The organism is Burkholderia sp. BCC1638, from assembly GCF_902833195.1.
Classification (GTDB): Bacteria; Pseudomonadota; Gammaproteobacteria; order Burkholderiales; family Burkholderiaceae; genus Burkholderia; species Burkholderia diffusa.
In genome coordinates, this window is record NZ_CADFEC010000023.1 from 29,200 (window position 1) to 48,278 (window position 19,079).

General features: G+C 68.4%; 15 protein-coding genes. 8 read left to right on the forward strand and 7 right to left on the reverse strand.

Annotation, left to right across the window (positions count from 1 at the left end):
• Positions 1–114: 114 nt before the first annotated feature.
• On the forward strand, positions 115–3,129 hold the full coding sequence (ppc, locus tag HWX22_RS23400) for a phosphoenolpyruvate carboxylase (RefSeq protein WP_059701929.1): 3,015 nt from the start codon (positions 115–117) through the stop codon (positions 3,127–3,129).
• Between the two features lie 148 nt (positions 3,130–3,277).
• Here the strand turns inward: ppc and HWX22_RS23405 are convergent, their stop codons facing one another.
• A complete protein-coding gene (locus HWX22_RS23405) occupies positions 3,278–4,030 on the reverse strand; it encodes a class I SAM-dependent methyltransferase (protein ID WP_059527529.1) in 753 nt (250 codons plus the stop codon).
• A gap of 162 nt (positions 4,031–4,192) precedes the next feature.
• Here HWX22_RS23405 and HWX22_RS23410 point away from each other — a divergent pair, with 162 nt between their 5' ends.
• Positions 4,193–5,002: a helix-turn-helix transcriptional regulator gene (locus HWX22_RS23410; protein WP_175907967.1), complete on the forward strand. Its 810-nt coding sequence runs from the start codon at positions 4,193–4,195 to the stop codon at positions 5,000–5,002.
• 6 nt (positions 5,003–5,008) lie between these two features.
• Here the strand turns inward: HWX22_RS23410 and HWX22_RS23415 are convergent, their stop codons facing one another.
• Positions 5,009–6,004, reverse strand: a complete 996-nt coding sequence (locus HWX22_RS23415; protein WP_244135273.1) for a spore coat U domain-containing protein — start codon at positions 6,002–6,004, stop codon at positions 5,009–5,011.
• Between the two features lie 299 nt (positions 6,005–6,303).
• Here HWX22_RS23415 and HWX22_RS23420 point away from each other — a divergent pair, with 299 nt between their 5' ends.
• From HWX22_RS23420 to HWX22_RS23440, 5 genes are all read left to right on the forward strand, one after another.
• On the forward strand, positions 6,304–6,840 hold the full coding sequence (locus HWX22_RS23420) for a spore coat U domain-containing protein (protein ID WP_059527537.1): 537 nt from the start codon (positions 6,304–6,306) through the stop codon (positions 6,838–6,840).
• A gap of 6 nt (positions 6,841–6,846) precedes the next feature.
• On the forward strand, positions 6,847–7,560 hold the full coding sequence (locus tag HWX22_RS23425) for a fimbria/pilus periplasmic chaperone (RefSeq protein ID WP_175916488.1): 714 nt from the start codon (positions 6,847–6,849) through the stop codon (positions 7,558–7,560).
• Between the two features lie 159 nt (positions 7,561–7,719).
• On the forward strand, positions 7,720–9,963 hold the full coding sequence (locus HWX22_RS23430) for a fimbria/pilus outer membrane usher protein (RefSeq protein WP_244135274.1): 2,244 nt from the start codon (positions 7,720–7,722) through the stop codon (positions 9,961–9,963).
• A 111-nt stretch (positions 9,964–10,074) separates the two neighbouring features.
• Positions 10,075–11,484 (forward strand): argininosuccinate lyase, encoded by a 1,410-nt coding sequence (argH, locus tag HWX22_RS23435; protein WP_059701917.1) that lies wholly within the window; start codon positions 10,075–10,077, stop codon positions 11,482–11,484.
• A 94-nt stretch (positions 11,485–11,578) separates the two neighbouring features.
• Positions 11,579–12,262: an HAD family phosphatase gene (locus HWX22_RS23440; protein ID WP_175916489.1), complete on the forward strand. Its 684-nt coding sequence runs from the start codon at positions 11,579–11,581 to the stop codon at positions 12,260–12,262.
• A 90-nt stretch (positions 12,263–12,352) separates the two neighbouring features.
• On the opposite strand, the gene HWX22_RS23445 is transcribed toward HWX22_RS23440, so the two are convergent.
• The 5 genes from HWX22_RS23445 to apbC all read right to left on the reverse strand — a co-directional run bounded on the left by HWX22_RS23445 (position 12,353) and on the right by apbC (position 17,984).
• The gene (locus HWX22_RS23445; protein WP_175916509.1) at positions 12,353–13,180 is read right to left on the reverse strand and encodes a lysozyme inhibitor LprI family protein; all 828 of its coding nucleotides are present in this window, start codon (positions 13,178–13,180) and stop codon (positions 12,353–12,355) included.
• On the reverse strand, positions 13,180–15,459 hold the full coding sequence (locus HWX22_RS23450) for an arginine/lysine/ornithine decarboxylase (protein ID WP_059527551.1): 2,280 nt from the start codon (positions 15,457–15,459) through the stop codon (positions 13,180–13,182). Before HWX22_RS23450 ends, HWX22_RS23445 begins: the two co-directional genes overlap by 1 nt.
• An 81-nt stretch (positions 15,460–15,540) precedes the next feature.
• Complete coding sequence (gene dcd, locus HWX22_RS23455) at positions 15,541–16,110, reverse strand: dCTP deaminase (protein WP_006398615.1); 570 nt, start codon at positions 16,108–16,110, stop codon at positions 15,541–15,543.
• Positions 16,111–16,222: 112 nt separating this feature from the next.
• Positions 16,223–16,759: a superoxide dismutase family protein gene (locus tag HWX22_RS23460; protein ID WP_175916490.1), complete on the reverse strand. Its 537-nt coding sequence runs from the start codon at positions 16,757–16,759 to the stop codon at positions 16,223–16,225.
• A 133-nt stretch (positions 16,760–16,892) separates the two neighbouring features.
• On the reverse strand, positions 16,893–17,984 hold the full coding sequence (gene apbC / locus HWX22_RS23465) for an iron-sulfur cluster carrier protein ApbC (RefSeq protein WP_059820258.1): 1,092 nt from the start codon (positions 17,982–17,984) through the stop codon (positions 16,893–16,895).
• Between the two features lie 350 nt (positions 17,985–18,334).
• Between apbC and HWX22_RS23470 the strand changes: the two genes are divergently transcribed.
• Positions 18,335–18,976, forward strand: a complete 642-nt coding sequence (locus HWX22_RS23470) for an OmpA family protein (protein ID WP_059527561.1) — start codon at positions 18,335–18,337, stop codon at positions 18,974–18,976.
• Positions 18,977–19,079 lie beyond the last annotated feature (103 nt).

Here is a 19,079-nt window from a genome sequence, read left to right on the forward strand (position 1 = left end):
GGCGACACCGATGCGCGGATGTGCCGCACGTAGCTGGTTGCTTGACCGTAGTTCCCGTAGTTTCCGCAGTCCCCGCAGTCCCTTTTGACTCGAGCTTTCCCAAGGAAACCCATCGTGAAGTCTTCCGGATCGGCGCGTACGACGCGCCGCAATGCTGCCTTGCCCTCCTCCGACGCCCAGACGGGCTCCATCGCCACCGCCGCGAACGGCCGTGCGAAAACGGCAACGAAACCGAAAGACCCGATACGTCAGACAAAACGCGCGATCAAGACCGCCGCCCCGGCTAACGGCAAGGCCGGCGCGGCGAAGCCCGGCGCCCGCACGCGCGAGGACAAGGACGGCCCGCTGTTCGAGGACATTCGCTACCTCGGCCGCCTGCTCGGCGACGTGGTGCGCGAACAGGAAGGCGACACCGTGTTCGACGTCGTCGAGACCATTCGCCAGACGGCGGTGAAGTTTCGCCGCGAGGACGACAGCGAGGCCGCGCAAACGCTGGAGAAGAAGCTGCGCAAGCTGACGCCGGAGCAGACGGTGAGCGTCGTGCGCGCGTTCAGCTATTTCTCGCATCTGGCGAACATCGCCGAAGACCGCCATCACAACCGCCGCCGCCGCATCCACGCGCTGGCCGGCTCCGCTGCACAGCCGGGCACCGTCGCGTACGCGCTCGAGCAGCTGAAGACGACCGGCAACGCGTCGAAGCGCCTGCTCCAGCGCTTCTTCGACGATGCGCTGATCGTCCCGGTGCTGACCGCGCACCCGACCGAAGTGCAGCGCAAGAGCATCCTCGACGCGCAGCACGACATCGCGCGCCTGCTCGCCGAGCGCGACCAGCCGCTGACGGCGCGCGAACGCTCGTACAACGAATCGATGCTGCGCGCGCGCGTGACCGCGCTGTGGCAAACCCGCATGCTGCGCGACGCGCGCCTGACGGTCGGCGACGAGATCGAGAACGCGCTGTCGTACTACCGCGCGACGTTCCTTGACGAGCTGCCCGCGCTGTACGGCGACATCGAGGCCGCGCTCGCCGAGCACGGCCTGTCCGCGCGCGTGCCCGCGTTCTTCCAGATGGGCAGCTGGATCGGCGGCGACCGCGACGGCAATCCGAACGTGACCGCCCCGACGCTCGAAGAAGCGATCAACCGCCAGGCCGCAGTGATTCTCGAACACTACCTGGAACAGGTGCACAAGCTCGGCGCCGAGCTGTCGGTGTCGAATCTGCTGGTCGGCGCGAACGATGCGGTGAAAGCGCTCGCGGCCGCGTCGCCGGACCAGTCGCCGCACCGTGTCGACGAACCGTATCGCCGTGCGCTGATCGGCATCTACACGCGGCTCGCCGCAAGCGCGCGCGTACGACTCGGCGAAGGCACGGTGCCCGTGCGCAGCGCCGGCCGCGGCGCGCCGCCGGTGCGTGCGGTGCCGTATGCCGATTCCGAGGCGTTCGTCGCCGACCTCAAGGTGCTGACCGCCTCGCTCGACGAACATCACGGCACGTCGCTCGCCGCGCCGCGCCTCGCACCGCTCGTGCGCGCGGCCGAGGTGTTCGGCTTCCATCTCGCGAGCATCGACCTGCGCCAGAGCTCCGACATCCACGAAGCCGTGGTTGCCGAGCTGTTCGCGCGAGCCGGCGTACACGCAGACTACGCGTCGCTCTCCGAGGACGACAAGCTGATCGCGCTGCTTGCCGCGCTTGCCGATCCGCGCCCGCTGCGCTCGCCGTACATCGAATACTCGGCGCTCGCGCAGAGCGAGCTGGGCGTGTTCGAGAAGGCACGCGAGGTGCGTGCGCAGTTCGGCCCGCGCGCGGTACGCAACTACATCATTTCGCACACCGAGACGGTCAGCGACCTCGTCGAAGTCCTGCTGCTGCAGAAGGAAACCGGGCTGCTCGAAGGCGCGTTCGGCGCCGCTCACGACAGCGCGCGCAACGGCCTGATGGTGATTCCGCTGTTCGAGACGATCCCCGACCTGCGCGACGCTGCGCGCATCATGCGCGAATACTTCGCACTGCCGGGCATCGACGCGCTGATCGCGCACCAGGGCGCCGAGCAGGAAGTGATGCTCGGCTACTCGGACAGCAACAAGGACGGCGGCTTCCTGACGTCGAACTGGGAGCTGTATCGCGCGGAGCTCGCGCTCGTCGACCTGTTCCGCGAACGCAAGATCACGCTGCGGCTGTTCCACGGCCGCGGCGGCACGGTCGGCCGCGGAGGCGGCCCGACTTACCAGGCGATCCTGTCGCAGCCGCCGGGCACCGTGAACGGCCAGATCCGCCTGACCGAACAGGGCGAGGTGATCGCGAGCAAGTTCGCGAACCCCGAAATCGGCCGGCGCAATCTCGAGACGGTGGTTGCCGCGACGCTCGAGGCGTCGCTGCTGCCGCAATCGAACGCGCCCGCCCAGCTGCCCGCGTTCGAAGCCGTGATGCAGACGCTGTCCGACGCCGCGATGGCGTCGTATCGCGCGCTCGTCTACGAAACGCCCGGCTTCACCGACTACTTCTTCTCGTCGACGCCGATCACCGAGATCGCCGAGCTGAACATCGGCAGCCGCCCGGCCTCGCGCAAGCTGCAGGATCCGAAGCACCGCAGGATCGAAGACCTGCGCGCGATTCCGTGGGGCTTCTCGTGGGGCCAGTGCCGGCTGCTGCTGACGGGCTGGTACGGCTTCGGCAGCGCGGTGAGCGCGTATCTCGACGGCGCGCAGGACGCGGCCGAACGCACGAAGCGCGTCGCGCTGCTGAAGAAGATGAACAAGACCTGGCCGTTCTTCGCGAATCTGCTGTCGAACATGGACATGGTGCTCGCGAAGACCGATCTCGCGGTCGCGTCGCGCTATGCGCAACTGGTCGCCGACCGCAAGCTGCGCAAGCACGTGTTCGAGCGGATCGTCGCGGAATGGGAGCGCACGTCGCAGGCGCTCGCGGAAATCACCGGGCACGCAGGCCGCCTCGCGACCAACCCGCTGCTCGCGCGCTCGATCAAGAACCGCTTCCCGTATCTCGATCCGCTGAACCACCTGCAGGTCGAGCTGATCAAGCGTCACCGCGCGGGCGACACGAACGCTCGGCTGCGCCGCGGGATTCACCTGACCATCAACGGGATCGCGGCCGGCCTGCGCAATACGGGCTGATCCGTGCGCGGCGCGGGCCTGCCCGGCACCGCGCCGGCATCGCGAAGCGAAAGCCGCAAAACGAAAGCCGCGATACGCAACCACGCGTATCGCGGCTTTTTTTCATGGAGCGGCACGACGGCGCCGGCCGCCGTGTCGCCTCATACGCTCATTGCGCGTCGATCAGCAGCGCGTCGTGCTCGAACGAGCCGTCCGTCCGCACCGCGTAGTAGCCGCGCACCTCGTCGGGCGCATGCGCCCACAGCGCGCGGATGCCCGCGACGCTGTCGGCCGGCGTGCGGATCCGCTCGACCCATGTATCGAAATCGATCGGCAAGCGCCAGCGGCTCTGCACGTGCGCGTCGAACCCGGCGTCGCGGAACATCGCGAGCCATTCGTCGGCACGGTAGTCGCGCACGTGCGACGCGTCGCGCAGCACTTCGGCGGCCTGCAGATAGGTGTCGAGCAGCGGATGGTCGTTGCCTGCGATGTCGATCATCAGCACGCGGCCGCCCGGCTTCAGCACGCGACGCACCTCGGCGAGCGCCGCGCGCACGTCGTGCCAGTGGTGCGCGCTCATCCGGCTGACCACCCAGTCGAACGTGCCGGCTTCGAACGGCAGCCGTTCGGCCGGCCCCTGCTGCGTGCGGATGTTCGCGAGCCCGCGCTCGCGCGCGGCGGCGTCGACGGTCGCGAGCATCGGCGCCGCGAGATCGTATGCGACTACCTCGCGCACGTGCGGCGCGACCGCGAAGCTCGCGTGGCCCGCACCGCAACCGAGATCGAGTACCGCGGCGTCGGGCGTCGCGCGCACGGCGTCGGCCAGCGCCTGCAGATCGGCGCCCGTCGCGTGGACAGTGCTCGTCAGGTAGGCGGCGGCCGTCGTGCCGAATGCGTCGGCGACCTGGTCGTGGTGTTTCATCGTTCGCTCCTTCTTTGGGTGGGGCGCTCGCTGCCTGTCAGCGCGCGAATCGCTACAATAGGGCCGCGCTTGTACCAGTACAAGTTAAGCAGTTATTCTGGTATTTGTTACACCTGCCTGATCCTTGTCGCGCCTTCGGCGCCCCTTTTCAGCCGTTTCCGCATGAACCTGCCGTCCTCCGCCCCCACCCCGCCCCTCGACGCCACGCCCGCCCGCGCACTCGGCGAATTCATCCGCGCGCACCGCGAACGGCTGTCGCCGCAGGCCGTCGGCCTGCCGCCCGGCCCGCGCCGCCGCACGCCAGGGCTGCGGCGCGAGGAAGTCGCGCAGCTGTGCGGCGTCAGCCCCACCTGGTACACGTGGATCGAGCAGGGCCGCCCGGTGTCGGCGTCGGCCGATGCGCTCGCGCGGATCGCCGTCGCTCTGCAGCTGTCGAAGGCCGAACGCGCTTACCTGTTCGAACTGGCAGCGCAGCGCGATCCGGCCGAGCCCGACGTCGCGGCCGGCGACCTGCCGCCGACGCTCGCGGCAACCGTCGCCGCGATCGCCACGCCCGCCTACGTGCTCGACCGGCAATGGAACGCGCTCGCATGGAATGCACCGGCCGCCGCGCTGTTCACGGGCTGGCTCGACGGCGAACACGACCGCAACCTGCTGCGCTTCACGTTCATGGCGCCGGCCGCGCGCACGCTGATCGTCGACTGGGAAACCCGCGCGCGGCGACTCGCGGCCGAATTCCGCGCCGACTCGATCCGCCACCTCGCCGATGCGCCGACCCGCGCGCTGATCGACGCACTGATGGCCGGCAGCGATGCCTTCGCGCAGTATTGGGCGTCGCAGGACGTGTTCGAGCGCGAAGGCGGCCTGCGCGAATTCGACCATCCGACCGACGGCCGCCTCGTGTATCAGCAGATCACGCTGAAGCCCGCGCATCGCGAGGACCTGAAGCTGGTCGTGCTCGTGCGCGATTGATGCCCCTCAGAAGCTGATCGTCGCAGTAATGGTGTCGCTGTAGTTGCCGGGCGCCGGTGTCGTCTGCGCGGGTACGCGGCCGTATATCGTGATCGCCTGCGCGAACCCGCTCCCGGTTCCGGTCGCCATCGTCGTGCCGCCGGTGCCGTCGCCCCACGGTTGTGTAAAGGCGCTGTCCTGATAGAGCTGATAGCCGACCGAACCGCCGCCCGTGCGCTGCATCGTGCGTGCGCTGACACTGCCGCTGGCGCCGCCGTTCAACGCAATCTGGAACGCATCGCCGTTCGTGCATCGCGCACTGATCGAGCCGCTCGCGGTCAGCGCCGACGCCAGCACGCCCGACGCCGGAAACGCAACGCCGGTCGCGCTGATGATGCAGTTGTTGATGACGGTGGCGGTGGCGGTAAAACTCGTCGTGCCCGCCGTTGCCTGCGATGCGCACGGCGTCGGCAGCACGCCGAGCAGCGAAAAGCTGTAGCTGTAGGCGGCCTGGTTGCCGCTGAAGCTCTGCGTATAGACCGTGCTGGCATTGTTCACGGTCGGCACGGTGGGCTGGTTCGCCGCGATGCGGCCGTAGATGGTCACGTTCGTACTCGCGGACGTGCCGAGCCCCGGTTTCGTCAACGAGACGGATATCGGCGTCGTGCCGGCACTGACCGCGCCCCAGGGCTGCGAATAACCCGAGTCCTGATACAGGTCGTACTGCATCTGGTTCGCCCCGTTGGTCAGGTAGCGCGGGCTCGTGCCGGCGAGGTTCACGCAAACGAGCACACCTGTGTTCAGGCTCAGTGTGTCCCACGTGCAACTCACGGTCATCGTGCTGTTCGTCGTATAGGCCTGCTGCGTAATCGGACTGACCGAGCCGAAGCTCGGCACCGGCGGCGTCACCGAACACGAATCCGCGCGGGCCGACATCCACGGCAAGCCGAGCAGCACGACCAGCAACAGGCACGATAGCGCGCGCAACCAGCGGCGCGCCGTGTGGAGTCCGTGATCCGCCATGCATTCCCCCGAAAATGCCCGTCCGTTCGACCCGGCTTCCGGCCCGGGCAGCGCCCTCATGGTATCCGTCCGCGCACCAATCATTCGCACTGTTACTTGATCCATGTCAAAACCGCCGATGGCCATCGATCTCGAACCCCTGACAATGCGCTCCGAGTCGGCGTTTTCTCCATTGCGCGCGAGCGAATCCGTGGAGTAGTCTTCCACCAACGACAGAGCGGTTACGGCGACCGGCAACAGACCACGCGGCGGGCACTCCGCGGCCGGGCGACCCCATTGAACGGCAGGAGATAATCATAATGAACGCTTCCCGACGTCGTATTCTTTCAGCCACGCTCGCGGCCATCTTCGCATTCGCGCCCGCGCTGCAGCCCGTCACCGTTGCCGCAGTCTATTCGAACGGCACGGCCACCGCCCAGTTCAACGTCACGCTCACGATCCAGGCAAACTGCGCGATCGCCGCGAATCCGCTTGCATTCGGCTCGTCCGGCGTGCTCACGGCGGCGATCAACCAGCAGACCACGGTCTCCGTCACCTGCTCGAACTCGACGCCGTACAACATCGGACTCGATGCCGGCTCGGTAAGCGGCTCGACGGTCTCCAGCCGGCTGATGGCCGGGACGACGAGCGGCAATACCAGCACGACGGTCGGCTACCAGCTCTACCAGGACTCGGGCCACACGACGGTCTGGGGCAACACGCAAGGCACCGACACGGTCGGCGGCACTGGCACCGGCTCCGCGCAAGTGCTGAACGTGTACGGCCAGGTGCCGACGCAAGCGACGCCGAAGCCGGACACCTACCAGGCCGCCGTCACCGCCACCGTGTACTTCTGACGCGCCGTGGCATCGATCCCGCGCGCCCTGGCCGCGCTGTGCGTCGCGTCGGCGTCCGCGGCCACGTGCGCCGCCACACTGCAGATCACGCCCGTGACGATCGAGCTGCCGCCGTCGGCGGCTGCGGCGAGCATGACGCTCAGCAATCCGGGCGGGCAGCCGATCTACGGCCAGGTCCGCGCCTATCGCTGGACGCAGGAAAACGGCGATGACGTGATGACGCCAACCGATGCGCTCGCCGCCTCGCCGCCGCTGCTGCAGATCGGCGCGAACGCCGAGCAGTTGATCCGGCTCGTACGCACGGGACGCGGCGCGCCGGCCGCCGAGGAAAGCTATCGCGTGCTGATCGACGAACTGCCCGCGCCCGGCACGCCGGCCGAGAACGGCATCACGATCCGGCTGCGCTATTCCGTGCCCATCTTCGTCGAGTCCGCCGGCACACCGCAAATGCCACGCCTCGACTGGCGCGTCGAGCGCGACGGATCCAGCACGCGGCTCGCGGTCGACAATCGCGGCGGACGCCGTGCGCAGATTTCCGCGGTCCGTCTCGTCGACGCGCGCGGCACCGTGCACGACGTCACGCGCGGCCTGCTCGGCTATGCGCTCGCGGGCAGCACGCGACGCTGGCCGCTCAAGCTGGACGCGGGCGCGGCCGGGTTCGTCAGGATCCAGGCGACCGTCAATGCGCAGCCGGTCGAAGCCCGGCTGGCACCGCCCTGATCCACGCCGGAGGATCGCACGACGTTGCCCGTTCCGACAACGAGCACGGCCCTCCGGGCTGCCTGCCCCGCCCGATACGCCCGGCCCGCCGCCGCGGTGCTGGCACTCGCGGCGGCGCTGGCACCGCATGCCGGCGCCGTCCGTGCTCAGCCGGTGCCGATGCCAATGCCGGGGGCAGCCGCACCCGCGCCTGCCCCCGACACGCTGTTTCTCGACGTGTCGCTCAACGGTGAACCGACGCACCGCATCGCGCGCTTCCAGCGAATCGACGGCCGGCTGTACGCTGCGTCCGCCGACCTGAACGACCTGGGCATCGCGACCGGCGACCGGGCGACCGCGCCGTCGAACACGCTCGTCGCACTCGATACGCTCGCGGGGCTGCGCTACGACTACGACGCGGGTCGGCAGACGCTCGACCTGCGCGTGTCCGATGCGCTGCGCATCCCGCATACGTTCGATACGCGCGCACTCGCGGCCGCGCCGCCCGCCACCTCCGGCCGCGGCTTCGTGCTGAACTACGACGCCTACGCGCAGACCGTCGCCCACGCCCCGCTCGCGGTCTGGAGCGAGGCGCGCTATTTCGATCCGGCCGGCGTGTTCAGCAGTACCGGCATCGCGTACCTGTACGACGACCGCCGGCGCTACGTGCGCTACGACACGTCGTGGAGCCACTCGAATCCCGGCACGCTCACGACGACCCAGATCGGCGACACGATTTCGTCGTCGTTGTCATGGACCCGCTCGCTGCGCCTCGGCGGCGTGCAGTGGCGCAGCAACTTCGGCCTGCGCCCCGACCTCGTCACGTTTCCGGTACCGGCGCTGTCCGGCAGCGCGGTCGTGCCGACTTCCGTCGACCTGTACGTGAACAACGTGCGCCAGTTCAGCGGCGACGTGCCGAGCGGGCCGTTCGTGATCAACAGCGTGCCCGGAATCACCGGCGCGGGCAACGCGACGGTCGTCACGCGCGACGCGCTCGGCCGCTCGATCGCGACGACCATTCCGCTGTACGTCGACACGCGCCTGCTCGCGCCCGGCCTCGCCAGCTATTCGGCGGAAGCCGGGTTCCTGCGCCGCGCGTATGGCAATGATTCGTTCGACTATGCGCGCACGCCGGCGGCGAGCGGCTCGCTGCGCTACGGCATCAGCGAGCGGCTGACCGTCGAGGCGCATGCGGAAGCGACGGCCGGCGTCTATAACGCGGGCGCCGGCGCGCTCGCGCGCCTCGGCGAGCGTGGCGTGGCGAACGCATCGCTGGCGCTCAGCGCGCCGGGCCGCGCGGGCGTGCAGGCCGGCGTCGGCTACCAGTACGTGACGCCGCGCTTCTCGATCGATGCGCAGACGTTGCGCGCCTTCGGCGACTACGGCGACCTCGGCAGCCGCGAAGGCGTGCCGGTCTCGCGCGCCACCGACCGCGTCACGGTCTCGTTCCCGTTCCTGCGCGCGCAGACGCTGTCGTTCAGCTATCTCGGCCTCAAGTATCCGGGCGTCGCCCCGTCGCGGATCGGCTCGATCGCGTACCTCGTCAATCTCGGCGGGCTGAGCTCGATCACGTTCAGCGGCTTCCAGGATTTCCGGCAGCACGACGCACGCGGCTTCTTCGTGAGCCTGAGCATCGGGCTCGGCGGCAACACGTCCGTCTCGGCGAACGCCGGCCGGCAGAACGGCGACTCGACCTACACGCTGAACGCGACGAAGCCGCCCGATTACGGCGGCGGCGTCGGCTGGAACGTGCAGGCGGGCGCCAACGCGGGTATCCGCTACGCGCAGGGGCAGTTGCAGTATCTCGGCCGCGCCGGCCAGGTCACGCTGCTCGCGCAATCGTTCGACGGACGCGGCAACGCGTCGGTCGACGTCACGGGTGCGTTCGTGCTGATGGACGGCCGGCTGATGACCGCGCGCCGCGTCGACGACGGTTTCGCGCTCGTCTCGACCGACACCGGGCGCGTCCCCGTGCTCCACCAGAACCGGCTAATCGGCGAGACCGACCGGGCCGGCTACCTGCTCGTGCCCGACCTGAATGCGTACCAGAGCAATCGCGTCGCGATCGACGGCACCGCGCTGCCCGCCGACGCGCGGATCGCCGACACGACGCTCGACGTCGTGCCGCAGGCGCGCTCCGGCGTGCTCGCGCACTTCGCAGTGACGCGCTACAGCGCCGCGTCGATCGCGCTGCGCGCGCCGGACGGCACCCCGCTGCCGCCCGGGCTCGAGGTTCGCCACGTCGAAAGCGGTCAGCGCACGATCGTCGGCTACGACGGCCTGACCTTCGTCGACGGCCTCGGCGCGAACAATCATCTCGAAATCTCGGGCGGCGGCCGCGACTGCGCCGTCGAATTCGCGTACCGGCGCCCGGACGACGGCACGCTGCCGCGCATCGGACCGCTGACCTGCGGCCCCCGGTAATCCGCGCCCGTTCGCGGCCGACGCGCACGCCGGCCGCCAGCCCCGCGAATGCTAGAATTGCGGGATTCCCTCGGCGGCGCACGCCGCCCAACTCCCCTTCGAAGAATCGCCATGACGTCCCAACTGCACAAAAAGGGCGAGGCCTGGTCGGCCCGCTTCTCGGAACCGATGTCGGAGCTGGTCAAGCGCTACACGTCGTCGGTGTTTTTCGACAAGCGCCTCGCGCTCGTCGATATCGCCGGCTCGCTCGCGCACGCGAGCATGCTCGCGGCGCAGAAGATCATCAGCGCCGACGACCTCGCCGCCATCGAACGCGGGATGACGCAAATCAAGGGCGAGATCGAGCGCGGCGAATTCGAATGGCAGCTGGATCTCGAGGACGTCCACCTGAACATCGAGGCGCGCCTGACCGCGCTGATCGGCGACGCCGGCAAGCGCCTGCACACGGGCCGCTCGCGCAACGACCAGGTCGCGACCGACATCCGTCTGTGGCTGCGCGGCGAGATCGACCGCATCGGCGGCCTCCTGAACGACCTGCGCGGCGCGCTGATCGACCTCGCTGAACAGAACGCAGACACGATCATGCCGGGCTTCACGCACCTGCAGGTCGCGCAGCCGGTGACGTTCGGCCACCACCTGCTCGCGTACGTCGAGATGTTCACGCGCGACGCCGAGCGCATGCGCGACTGCCGCACCCGCGTGAACCGCCTGCCGCTCGGCGCGGCCGCGCTCGCCGGCACCAGCTATCCGATCGACCGTCACGCGGTGGCGAAGACGCTCGGCTTCGACGGCATCTGCGCGAACTCGCTCGACGCGGTGTCGGATCGCGACTTCGCGATCGAATTCACGGCGGCATCCGCGCTCGTGATGACGCACGTGTCGCGTTTCTCCGAAGAACTCGTGCTGTGGATGAGCCCGCGCGTCGGCTTCATCGACATCGCCGACCGCTTCTGCACCGGCAGCTCGATCATGCCGCAGAAGAAGAACCCGGACGTGCCCGAGCTCGCGCGCGGCAAGACGGGCCGCGTGAACGGCCACCTGATGGCCCTCCTCACGCTGATGAAGGGCCAGCCGCTCGCGTACAACAAGGACAATCAGGAAGACAAGGAACCGCTGTTCGACACGGTCGACACCGTCGCCGACACGCTGCGGATCTTCGCCGAGATGGTCGCCGGCATCACGGTGAAGCCGGACGCGATGCGCGCGGCCGCGCTGCAGGGCTTCTCGACCGCCACCGACCTCGCCGACTATCTCGTGAAGCGCGGGCTGCCGTTCCGCGATGCGCACGAAGCCGTCGCGCACGCGGTGCGGATCTGCGACGATCGCGGGATCGACCTCGCCGACCTGACGCTCGACGAAATGAAGCAGGAACTGCCGAACGTCGCGCACCTGATCGGCGACGACGTGTTCGGCTACCTGACGCTCGAAGGTTCGGTCGCAAGCCGCAACCACCCGGGCGGCACCGCGCCCGATCAAGTGCGTGCGGCGGTCAAGGCCGCTCGCGCCGCGCTCGGCAAGTAAGCCAGCCGGCACGGACCGGCGCCTTCGGCGTCGGTCTTTCGCTCGGGCGGCCGCCGCGCCGCCCGACGCCCTTCCCGCTTCCCGGATACCGCCGATGACCTTCTCCGCCGCGCTCTTCGACATGGACGGCCTGCTCGTCGATTCCGAGCGGACCATCATGAACACGTGGATCGACGTGTCGACCGCACATGGCGTCGTGCTGACCGAGATCGACTACCTGCAGATCGTCGGCCGCTCGTTCGCCGAGGGCCAGGTCATTCTCGCTCGGCTGATCGGCGACATCGACACGTTCGACGCCGTGCGCACCCTCGTGCGCGAACGGCTCGCCGCGCCCGAACCTCATCCGAAATTTCCGCTGAAGTCCGGCGCACTGGCGCTGCTCGAGACGCTCGCGCAGGCCGGCATTCCGTGCGCGGTCGCATCGTCGTCCGCGCGCGACGTGATCCGTGCGCGGCTCGATGCGGTCGGCGTGCTGCCGTTCTTCCGCGCGATCGCGGGCGGCGACGAAGTCGCGCGCGGCAAGCCCGACCCCGCCGTGTACCGGCTCGCGGCCGAACGCCTCGGCGTGCCGGCGCACGCGTGCGTCGCGTTCGAGGACAGCGACTTCGGCGCGCAATCGGCCGCCGGCGCGGGCGCATCGGTCGTCACCGTGCCCGACCTGAAGGCGCCGACGCCCGAGATCGTCGCGCTGAGCCTGCACGTGCTCGCGTCGCTCGACGATGCGGTCGCGCTCGTGCCCTCGTGGTTCGGCCGTCTGGACACGCAGCAGCCCGCGTAGACGTCGCGCGCGGCACGCCACATGCAAAACGGGCACCCTTGGGTGCCCGTTTTCCGTTTCCGCGCCGAATGACCGGCGTCGCGGCGATCGTCAGTCGTTGCCGGCTGTCTCCGACAGACGCTTCATCGTCGCGATGCGCGCGCCGATCAGGTCGACGCGTCCGTCCTCGCCGACGAGCGGCGCCGTCGCATCGCTGAACGCGACCCACGCGCGCTGCGCGCGCACGAGCGTCGCGGCCGAATGCGCGGGCATCTTGCGACGCAGCTTCTGGTAATAGCGGTTCAAATCGAACAGCGCGTGCTCGCACGCGGCATCCTGCACGCACGGCCGCACACGGCGTATGGCCGGTTCGCGCGGCGCGTTCGCCGGCTTGCCGGTGGCCGCCGCGGCAGTGCCCGCACCGCCCTGGGTGTCGCCTTGCGCACCGCTCGTGGCCGCCACCGGCACGGCGGCGGGCGGCGCATAGCGGTCGGCCGCCGCGCGCAGCGCCAATGCGCGATCGCGCACCGGCTGCAACTGCATGTCGGCGCTCGACATCGCGTACGCGGTGCCGCGCGTCGTGTCGTACACGGCCTTCAGCAGATGAACTTCATCCTTGCGCCACGTGACCCAGCGGCGCTGGCTGTCCTGCCAGCCGCGCTTCGCGTCGGCCGGCGCGTCGTTCGACAGGCGCTGGTACGCACCGTCCATCACCGCCTGCCACTGCTGCTGCGCTTCGCCCATGCACTGGATCTGGCCGGCCGTCGACGACCGGTCGCGCCGCGCGAGACACTGCCGCATCGCGACGTCGATCGGGTCGGCCGCCGCCACTTCCGCATGCGCGACGTTCAGCCCCGCCGGCCCTGCCGACCAGCCTGCCCAGACGACGAGCGCGGCCAGCGCCGCACGCATCGTCCGGATTCGTCCCTGCGCCGCCATCAGTCGCGCACGCAATCGACGAAGTACTCGACGCGGCCGTTCACCTCTTCCGCGACGAGGCCGTGGATGTCGGTGTGGAAGCCCGGGAAGCGCTCGTTGAAGTCGCGCGCGAACCGCAGGTAGTTCACGATCGTCTTGTTGAAGCGCTCGCCCGGAATCAGCAGCGGGATGCCCGGCGGGTACGGCGTGAGCAGGATGCTCGTCACGCGGCCTTCGAGCTCGTCGAGCGGCACGCGGTCGATCTTGCGGTGCGCGAGCTTCGCGAACGCGTCCGACGGCTTCATCGCCGGCTCCATGTCCGACAGGTACATCTCCGTCGTCAGGCGCGCGATGTCGTTCGCGCGGTACACGTCGTGGATCTGCGTGCACAGGTCGCGCAGGCCGACGCGCTCGTAGCGCGGATGCTGCGCGACGAATTCCGGCAGCACGCGCCACAGCGGCTGATTGTTGTCGTAGTCGTCCTTGAACTGCTGCAGCTCGGTGACCATCGAGTTCCAGCGGCCCTTCGTGATGCCGATCGTGAACATGATGAAGAACGAGTACAGGCCCGTCTTCTCGACGATGATCCCGTGCTCGGCCAGGTACTTCGTGACGATCGCGGCCGGAATGCCCGTCTCGCCGAACTCGCCGTCGACGTCGAGCCCCGGCGTGATGATCGTCGCCTTGATCGGGTCGAGCATGTTGAAGCCTTCCGCCAGCGGGCCGAAGCCGTGCCAGTGGTCGTTCGGCTTCAGCATCCAGTCCTCGCGCGAGCCGATGCCTTCTTCCGACAGGTCGTCCGGACCCCACACGCTGAAGAACCAGTCGTCGCCGTATTCGGCGTCGACCTTGCGCATCGCGCGGCGGAAATCGATCGCCTCGGCGATCGATTCCTCGACGAGCGCGGTGCCGCCCGGCGGCTCCATCATCGCGGCCGCGACGTCGCACGACGCGATGATCGCGTACTGCGGGCTCGTCGACGTGTGCATCAGGTACGCCTCGTTGAAGCGGTGCTTGTCGAACGTGCGGTTCTCCGAATCCTGCACGACGATCTGCGACGCCTGCGAGATGCCCGCGAGCAGCTTGTGCGTCGAGTGCGTCGCGAACACGAGCGCGCCCGTGCGCGGACGGCCGTCGCCGATCGCGTGCATGTCGCGGTAGAAATCGTGGAAGGTCGCATGCGGCAGCCACGCTTCGTCGAAGTGCAGCGTGTCGAGCAGGTCGCCGAGCAGGTCCTTGATCATCTCGACGTTGTAGACGACGCCGTCGTACGTGCTCTGCGTGATCGTCAGGATCCGCGGCTTCATGTCCGGGTTCTCGCGCAGCGCCTCGCGCGCGAACGGGTTCGCCTCGATCTTCTTGCGGATGTTCTCCGGCTTGAATTCGTCGCGCGGGATCGGCCCGATGATGCCGAAGTGATTGCGCGTCGGCGTGAGGAACACCGGAATCGCGCCCGTCATCGTGATCGCGTGCAGGATCGACTTGTGGCAGTTGCGGTCGACCAGCACGATGTCGCCCGGCGCCACCGTCGCATGCCAGACGATCTTGTTCGACGTCGACGTGCCGTTGGTCACGAAGAACAGGTGGTCCGCGCTGAAGATGCGCGCCGCGTTGCGCTCGGACGCCGCAACCGGGCCCGTATGATCGAGCAGCTGGCCGAGTTCGTCCACCGCGTTGCAGACGTCGGCGCGCAGCATGTTCTCGCCGAAGAACTGGTGGAACATCTGGCCGAGCGGGTTCTTCAGGAACGCGACGCCGCCCGAGTGGCCCGGGCAGTGCCACGAGTACGAGCCTTCGTCCGCGTACTTCACCAGTTCCTTGAAGAACGGCGGCGCGAGCGAGTCGAGATAGACCTTCGCCTCGCGGATGATGTGGCGCGCGACGAACTCCGGCGTGTCCTCGAACATGTGGATGAAGCCGTGCAGTTCGCGCAGGATGTCGTTCGGCAAGTGGCGCGACGTGCGCGTTTCGCCGTACAGGAAGATCGGGATGTCCGCGTTGCGGCGGCGCACTTCGGTGACGAACGCGCGCAGCTCGATGATCGCGGTCGCGAGTTCGGGCAGCTCGCCGTCCGGGCCCGTTTCGCCGAGCATGAGTTCGTCGTCGTCGATCGACAGGATGAAGCACGACGCGCGGCTCGACTGCTGCGCGAACGACGTCAGATCGCCGTAGCTCGTGAGGCCGAGGACTTCGACGCCCTCCTTCTCGATCGCTTCGGCCAACGCCCGGATGCCGGAGCCCGAGATGTTCTCGGAGCGGAAATCTTCGTCGATGATGACGACGGGGAAACGAAACTTCATGGGCGATTCTCCAAAAAGAACGACCGCGGCGCGTCACGCGCAGCGGTCACCCGGAAACTGGTGAGACGTTATGCAACCAGATCAGGTTTTCGGCAGCGTGACACCGCGCTGACCCTGATACTTGCCGCCGCGATCGGCGTACGACACGTCGCACACTTCGTCGCTTTCGAAGAACAGCACCTGCGCGACACCTTCGTTCGCGTAGATCTTCGCGGGCAGCGGCGTGGTATTCGAGAATTCCAGCGTGACGTAGCCTTCCCACTCGGGTTCGAACGGCGTCACGTTGACGATGATCCCGCAGCGCGCGTACGTCGACTTGCCGAGGCAGACGGTGAGCACGGTGCGCGGGATGCGGAAATATTCGACGGTGCGGGCCAGCGCGAACGAGTTCGGCGGGATGATGCACACGTCGCCCTTGAAATCGACAAACGAACCCTCGTCGAAGTTCTTCGGATCGACGATCGTCGAGTTGATGTTCGTGAAGATCTTGAATTCGTCCGCGCAGCGGATGTCGTAGCCGTAGCTCGACGTGCCGTAGCTGACGATCCTGCGACCGTCCTCGGACGCGCGAACCTGATCGGGCACGAACGGCTCGATCATCTTGTGTTCTTCGGCCATGCGCCGAATCCACTTGTCGGACTTGATGCTCATAACGGGGCGCCAGGAAACGCTGCGTGACGGTAAACGACGGCCGCCGGTTCAAGGCGGCGGCCGGGGAAGGCGCACATTTTACGCGATCATCGGCGCGCGCACGCGGCGGCCGTCAACGGATCACGCCGCAGGCGAGCGCGGGGCCCGCTGCATGCTGCGGAAACGCCGGGTCGCTCGGTTCACGGTGCACCAGCACCGCGCGATTCAGCGCGGAGCGCACGCCGTCGAGGGCCAGATCGGGCGCGACGATGAAACCGGCCGCGACGCCGTTCGCATCCGCATGGATGTTGCCGAGATCGCCGGCGACGCGCGCGCCCGCGCGCAACCGGTCGGCGGCCGGCGCGAACACCTGGCCGGCGCTCGAGCCGTCGCCCGCGTTGCAGTCGCCGCGCTCGTGCACCTGCAGCGCGTGATCGCTGTTCGGCGGCAGGCCGGCCAGGTTGTACGTGACCTGGACGCCGTCCGGGCGTTCGACGAACGTCACCGCGCCGCGTGTCTGCGAGCCGACGGTCGGCTGCAGTTGCGCGTCGGCGCGCTTCTCGTGCGACGAGGAAAAAGAGGTACAGCCGGCCAGCAGGCCCAGCGCGGCGGCGGCCAGCAGCGCGCGCCGCGCGCGGCCGGCGTACGCGCCGTGATGTCGTTGGTTCATTCGATCCTCATGCCGGCTGGGGGCCGTTCGATACGGCGGCCATGCCGGGCGGGTAAAGGGACCCGGGAAAAGTCGCCATGATACCGCGCCTCGCGGCGCCGTAAACAGCGTGAGGCCCCGCCCCGCAAGGGTTTTACGTATTTTGAACAACGATCGACGGGAACTTCGACGTCATGTCGCGCGCGCGCTCGGCGATCGCCAGCGCGACCCCGCGCGCGATGTCGCGGTAGCGCCGCGCCAGCGCGCCGTCCGGCTCGGCCGCGACCGTCGGCGTGCCGCTGTCGGCGCGCTCGCGGATCGCGATGTCGAGCGGGAGGCTGCCGAGCACGTTCACGCCGTAATCCTTGGCCATCCGCTCGGCGCCGCCCGCGCCGAAGATGTGCTCTTCGTGGCCGCAGTTCGAGCAGATGTGGATGCTCATGTTCTCGACGATGCCGAGGATCGGAATCCCGACCTTCTCGAACATCTTCAGGCCCTTCTTCGCGTCGAGCAGCGCGATGTCCTGCGGTGTCGTCACGATCACGGCGCCCGTCACCGGCACGCGCTGCGCGAGCGTGAGCTGGATGTCGCCCGTGCCCGGCGGCATGTCGACGATCAGGTAGTCGAGCTCGCGCCAGTTGGTCTGCCGCAGCAGCTGCTCGAGCGCCGACGTCGCCATCGGGCCGCGCCACACCATCGGGTTGTCTTCCTCGATCAGGAAGCCGATCGAGTTCGCCTGCAGCCCATGGCCGACCAGCGGATTCATCGACTGGTTGTCCGGCGACTCGGGGCGCTGGCCGTGAATGCCGAGCATGGTCGGCAGCGACGGACCGTAGATGTCGGCGTCGAGAATGCCGACCGATGCGCCTTCCGCGGCGAGCGCGAGCGCGAGGTTCACGGCCGTCGTGCTCTTGCCGACGCCGCCCTTGCCCGATGCGACCGCGACGATGTTCTTCACGTTCGGCAGCAGCTTCACGCCGCGCTGCACCGTGTGCGCGACGATCTCCTGCGACACGGCGACGCGTGCGTCGCGCACGCCCGGCACGGCCTTCAGCGCGTCTTCAATGCGCGCGCGCACGTCGTCGTGCTGGCTGCGCGCGGGATAGCCGAGCACCACGTCGACCGCCACGGCGTCGCCGTCGATCGCGACGTTGCGCACGCCCTTGTTCGCCGCGTACGGACGGCCGGTATTGGGGTCGACGACAGCCGCCAATGCGGCGTCGACTTGTGCCCGGTCAATGCTCATCGAAACTCCGTGAAAACGTTTTTCTCTCGCGCAAACGTCAAAAAATATCAAATAACGCTGCGAAAATCGGGAAAAGTGAAAGAATCTGTTGCACGCCATTGCGCGAATGCGCGCGTCGGAGCAATCTTCGCGTGCGGCATGCTATGGGGCCAAATCGGCCGCCAACCGCCTATATTGTAGAGGCTGATGCGTCGCCCTGTCCGGAACAGCCCCGCTGGCGAACAGGGCATGCAGCCGCCTCGGCGGCTGCCGCGAGCACGGGCCTGCCCTTCCTTTTTCGGGCGTCCGTGCAGGAAGCCGTAACTGTTGTTTGTCGTTGTCGACTCGTTCAACCAAGAGAGGAATCCAAGATGAACATGAAAATCGCGACTCGCCTGTCCGTCTTCGCACTCGCCGGCGCGCTGCTGGCAGGCTGCGCCACGCAGCAAGGCAACAATACGGCCGTCGGCACCGGCACGGGTGCGGCGCTGGGCGCGGGCATCGGCGCGCTGGCCGGTGGCGGCAAGGGCGCGGCGATCGGCGCGGGCGTCGGCGCACTGGTCGGCGGCGTGACGGGTTACAACTGGCAAGCGATCAAGAACAAGCTCGCGCCGTCGGCAGCCAAGACGGGCACGCAGGTGACCGAGCAGCCGGACGGCTCGCTGAAGCTGAACGTGCCGAGCTCGGTGACGTTCGCGACGAACCAGTACGCGATCACGCCGGCCTTCACGCCGCTGCTGAACGACCTGGCGACGACGCTGAACCAGAACCCGCAAGTGACGGCATCGATCGTCGGCTACACGGACAGCACGGGCTCGGCGCAGCTGAACCAGACGCTGTCGCAGAACCGTGCGCAGAGCGTCGTGAACGCGCTGGTGCAGCGCGGCGTCGCCGGCGGCCGCCTGTCGGCACAAGGCATGGGCCCGTCGAACCCGATCGCGGACAACGCAACCGAAGCCGGCCGTGCGCAAAACCGCCGCGTCGAGATCTACCTGCGCGCAGCACAGCAGTAAGCATCGACGCGAGAGGAGGAAACGGGGGCGCGCGCCCCCGTCGCACAAGGCTTTCCGCGGGGCCCGTAACAAATCGAAAAAAATTTCGAACTTCTGTCGCGGC

What these genes read in the sequence shown, in the direction of transcription:
- HWX22_RS23405 (WP_059527529.1), bottom strand. Translation starts at nt 4,030, where the DNA reads ATGAAACACCACGACCAGGTCGCCGACGCATTCGGCACGACGGCCGCC.
- HWX22_RS23410 (WP_175907967.1), top strand. Translation starts at nt 4,193, where the DNA reads ATGAACCTGCCGTCCTCCGCCCCCACCCCGCCCCTCGACGCCACGCCC.
- HWX22_RS23415 (WP_244135273.1), bottom strand. Translation starts at nt 6,004, where the DNA reads ATGGCGGATCACGGACTCCACACGGCGCGCCGCTGGTTGCGCGCGCTA.
- HWX22_RS23420 (WP_059527537.1), top strand. Translation starts at nt 6,304, where the DNA reads ATGAACGCTTCCCGACGTCGTATTCTTTCAGCCACGCTCGCGGCCATC.
- HWX22_RS23430 (WP_244135274.1), top strand. Translation starts at nt 7,720, where the DNA reads ATGCCAATGCCGGGGGCAGCCGCACCCGCGCCTGCCCCCGACACGCTG.
- argH (WP_059701917.1), top strand. Translation starts at nt 10,075, where the DNA reads ATGACGTCCCAACTGCACAAAAAGGGCGAGGCCTGGTCGGCCCGCTTC.
- HWX22_RS23440 (WP_175916489.1), top strand. Translation starts at nt 11,579, where the DNA reads ATGACCTTCTCCGCCGCGCTCTTCGACATGGACGGCCTGCTCGTCGAT.
- HWX22_RS23445 (WP_175916509.1), bottom strand. Translation starts at nt 13,180, where the DNA reads ATGGCGGCGCAGGGACGAATCCGGACGATGCGTGCGGCGCTGGCCGCG.
- HWX22_RS23450 (WP_059527551.1), bottom strand. Translation starts at nt 15,459, where the DNA reads ATGAAGTTTCGTTTCCCCGTCGTCATCATCGACGAAGATTTCCGCTCC.
- dcd (WP_006398615.1), bottom strand. Translation starts at nt 16,110, where the DNA reads ATGAGCATCAAGTCCGACAAGTGGATTCGGCGCATGGCCGAAGAACAC.
- HWX22_RS23460 (WP_175916490.1), bottom strand. Translation starts at nt 16,759, where the DNA reads ATGAACCAACGACATCACGGCGCGTACGCCGGCCGCGCGCGGCGCGCG.
- apbC (WP_059820258.1), bottom strand. Translation starts at nt 17,984, where the DNA reads ATGAGCATTGACCGGGCACAAGTCGACGCCGCATTGGCGGCTGTCGTC.
- HWX22_RS23470 (WP_059527561.1), top strand. Translation starts at nt 18,335, where the DNA reads ATGAACATGAAAATCGCGACTCGCCTGTCCGTCTTCGCACTCGCCGGC.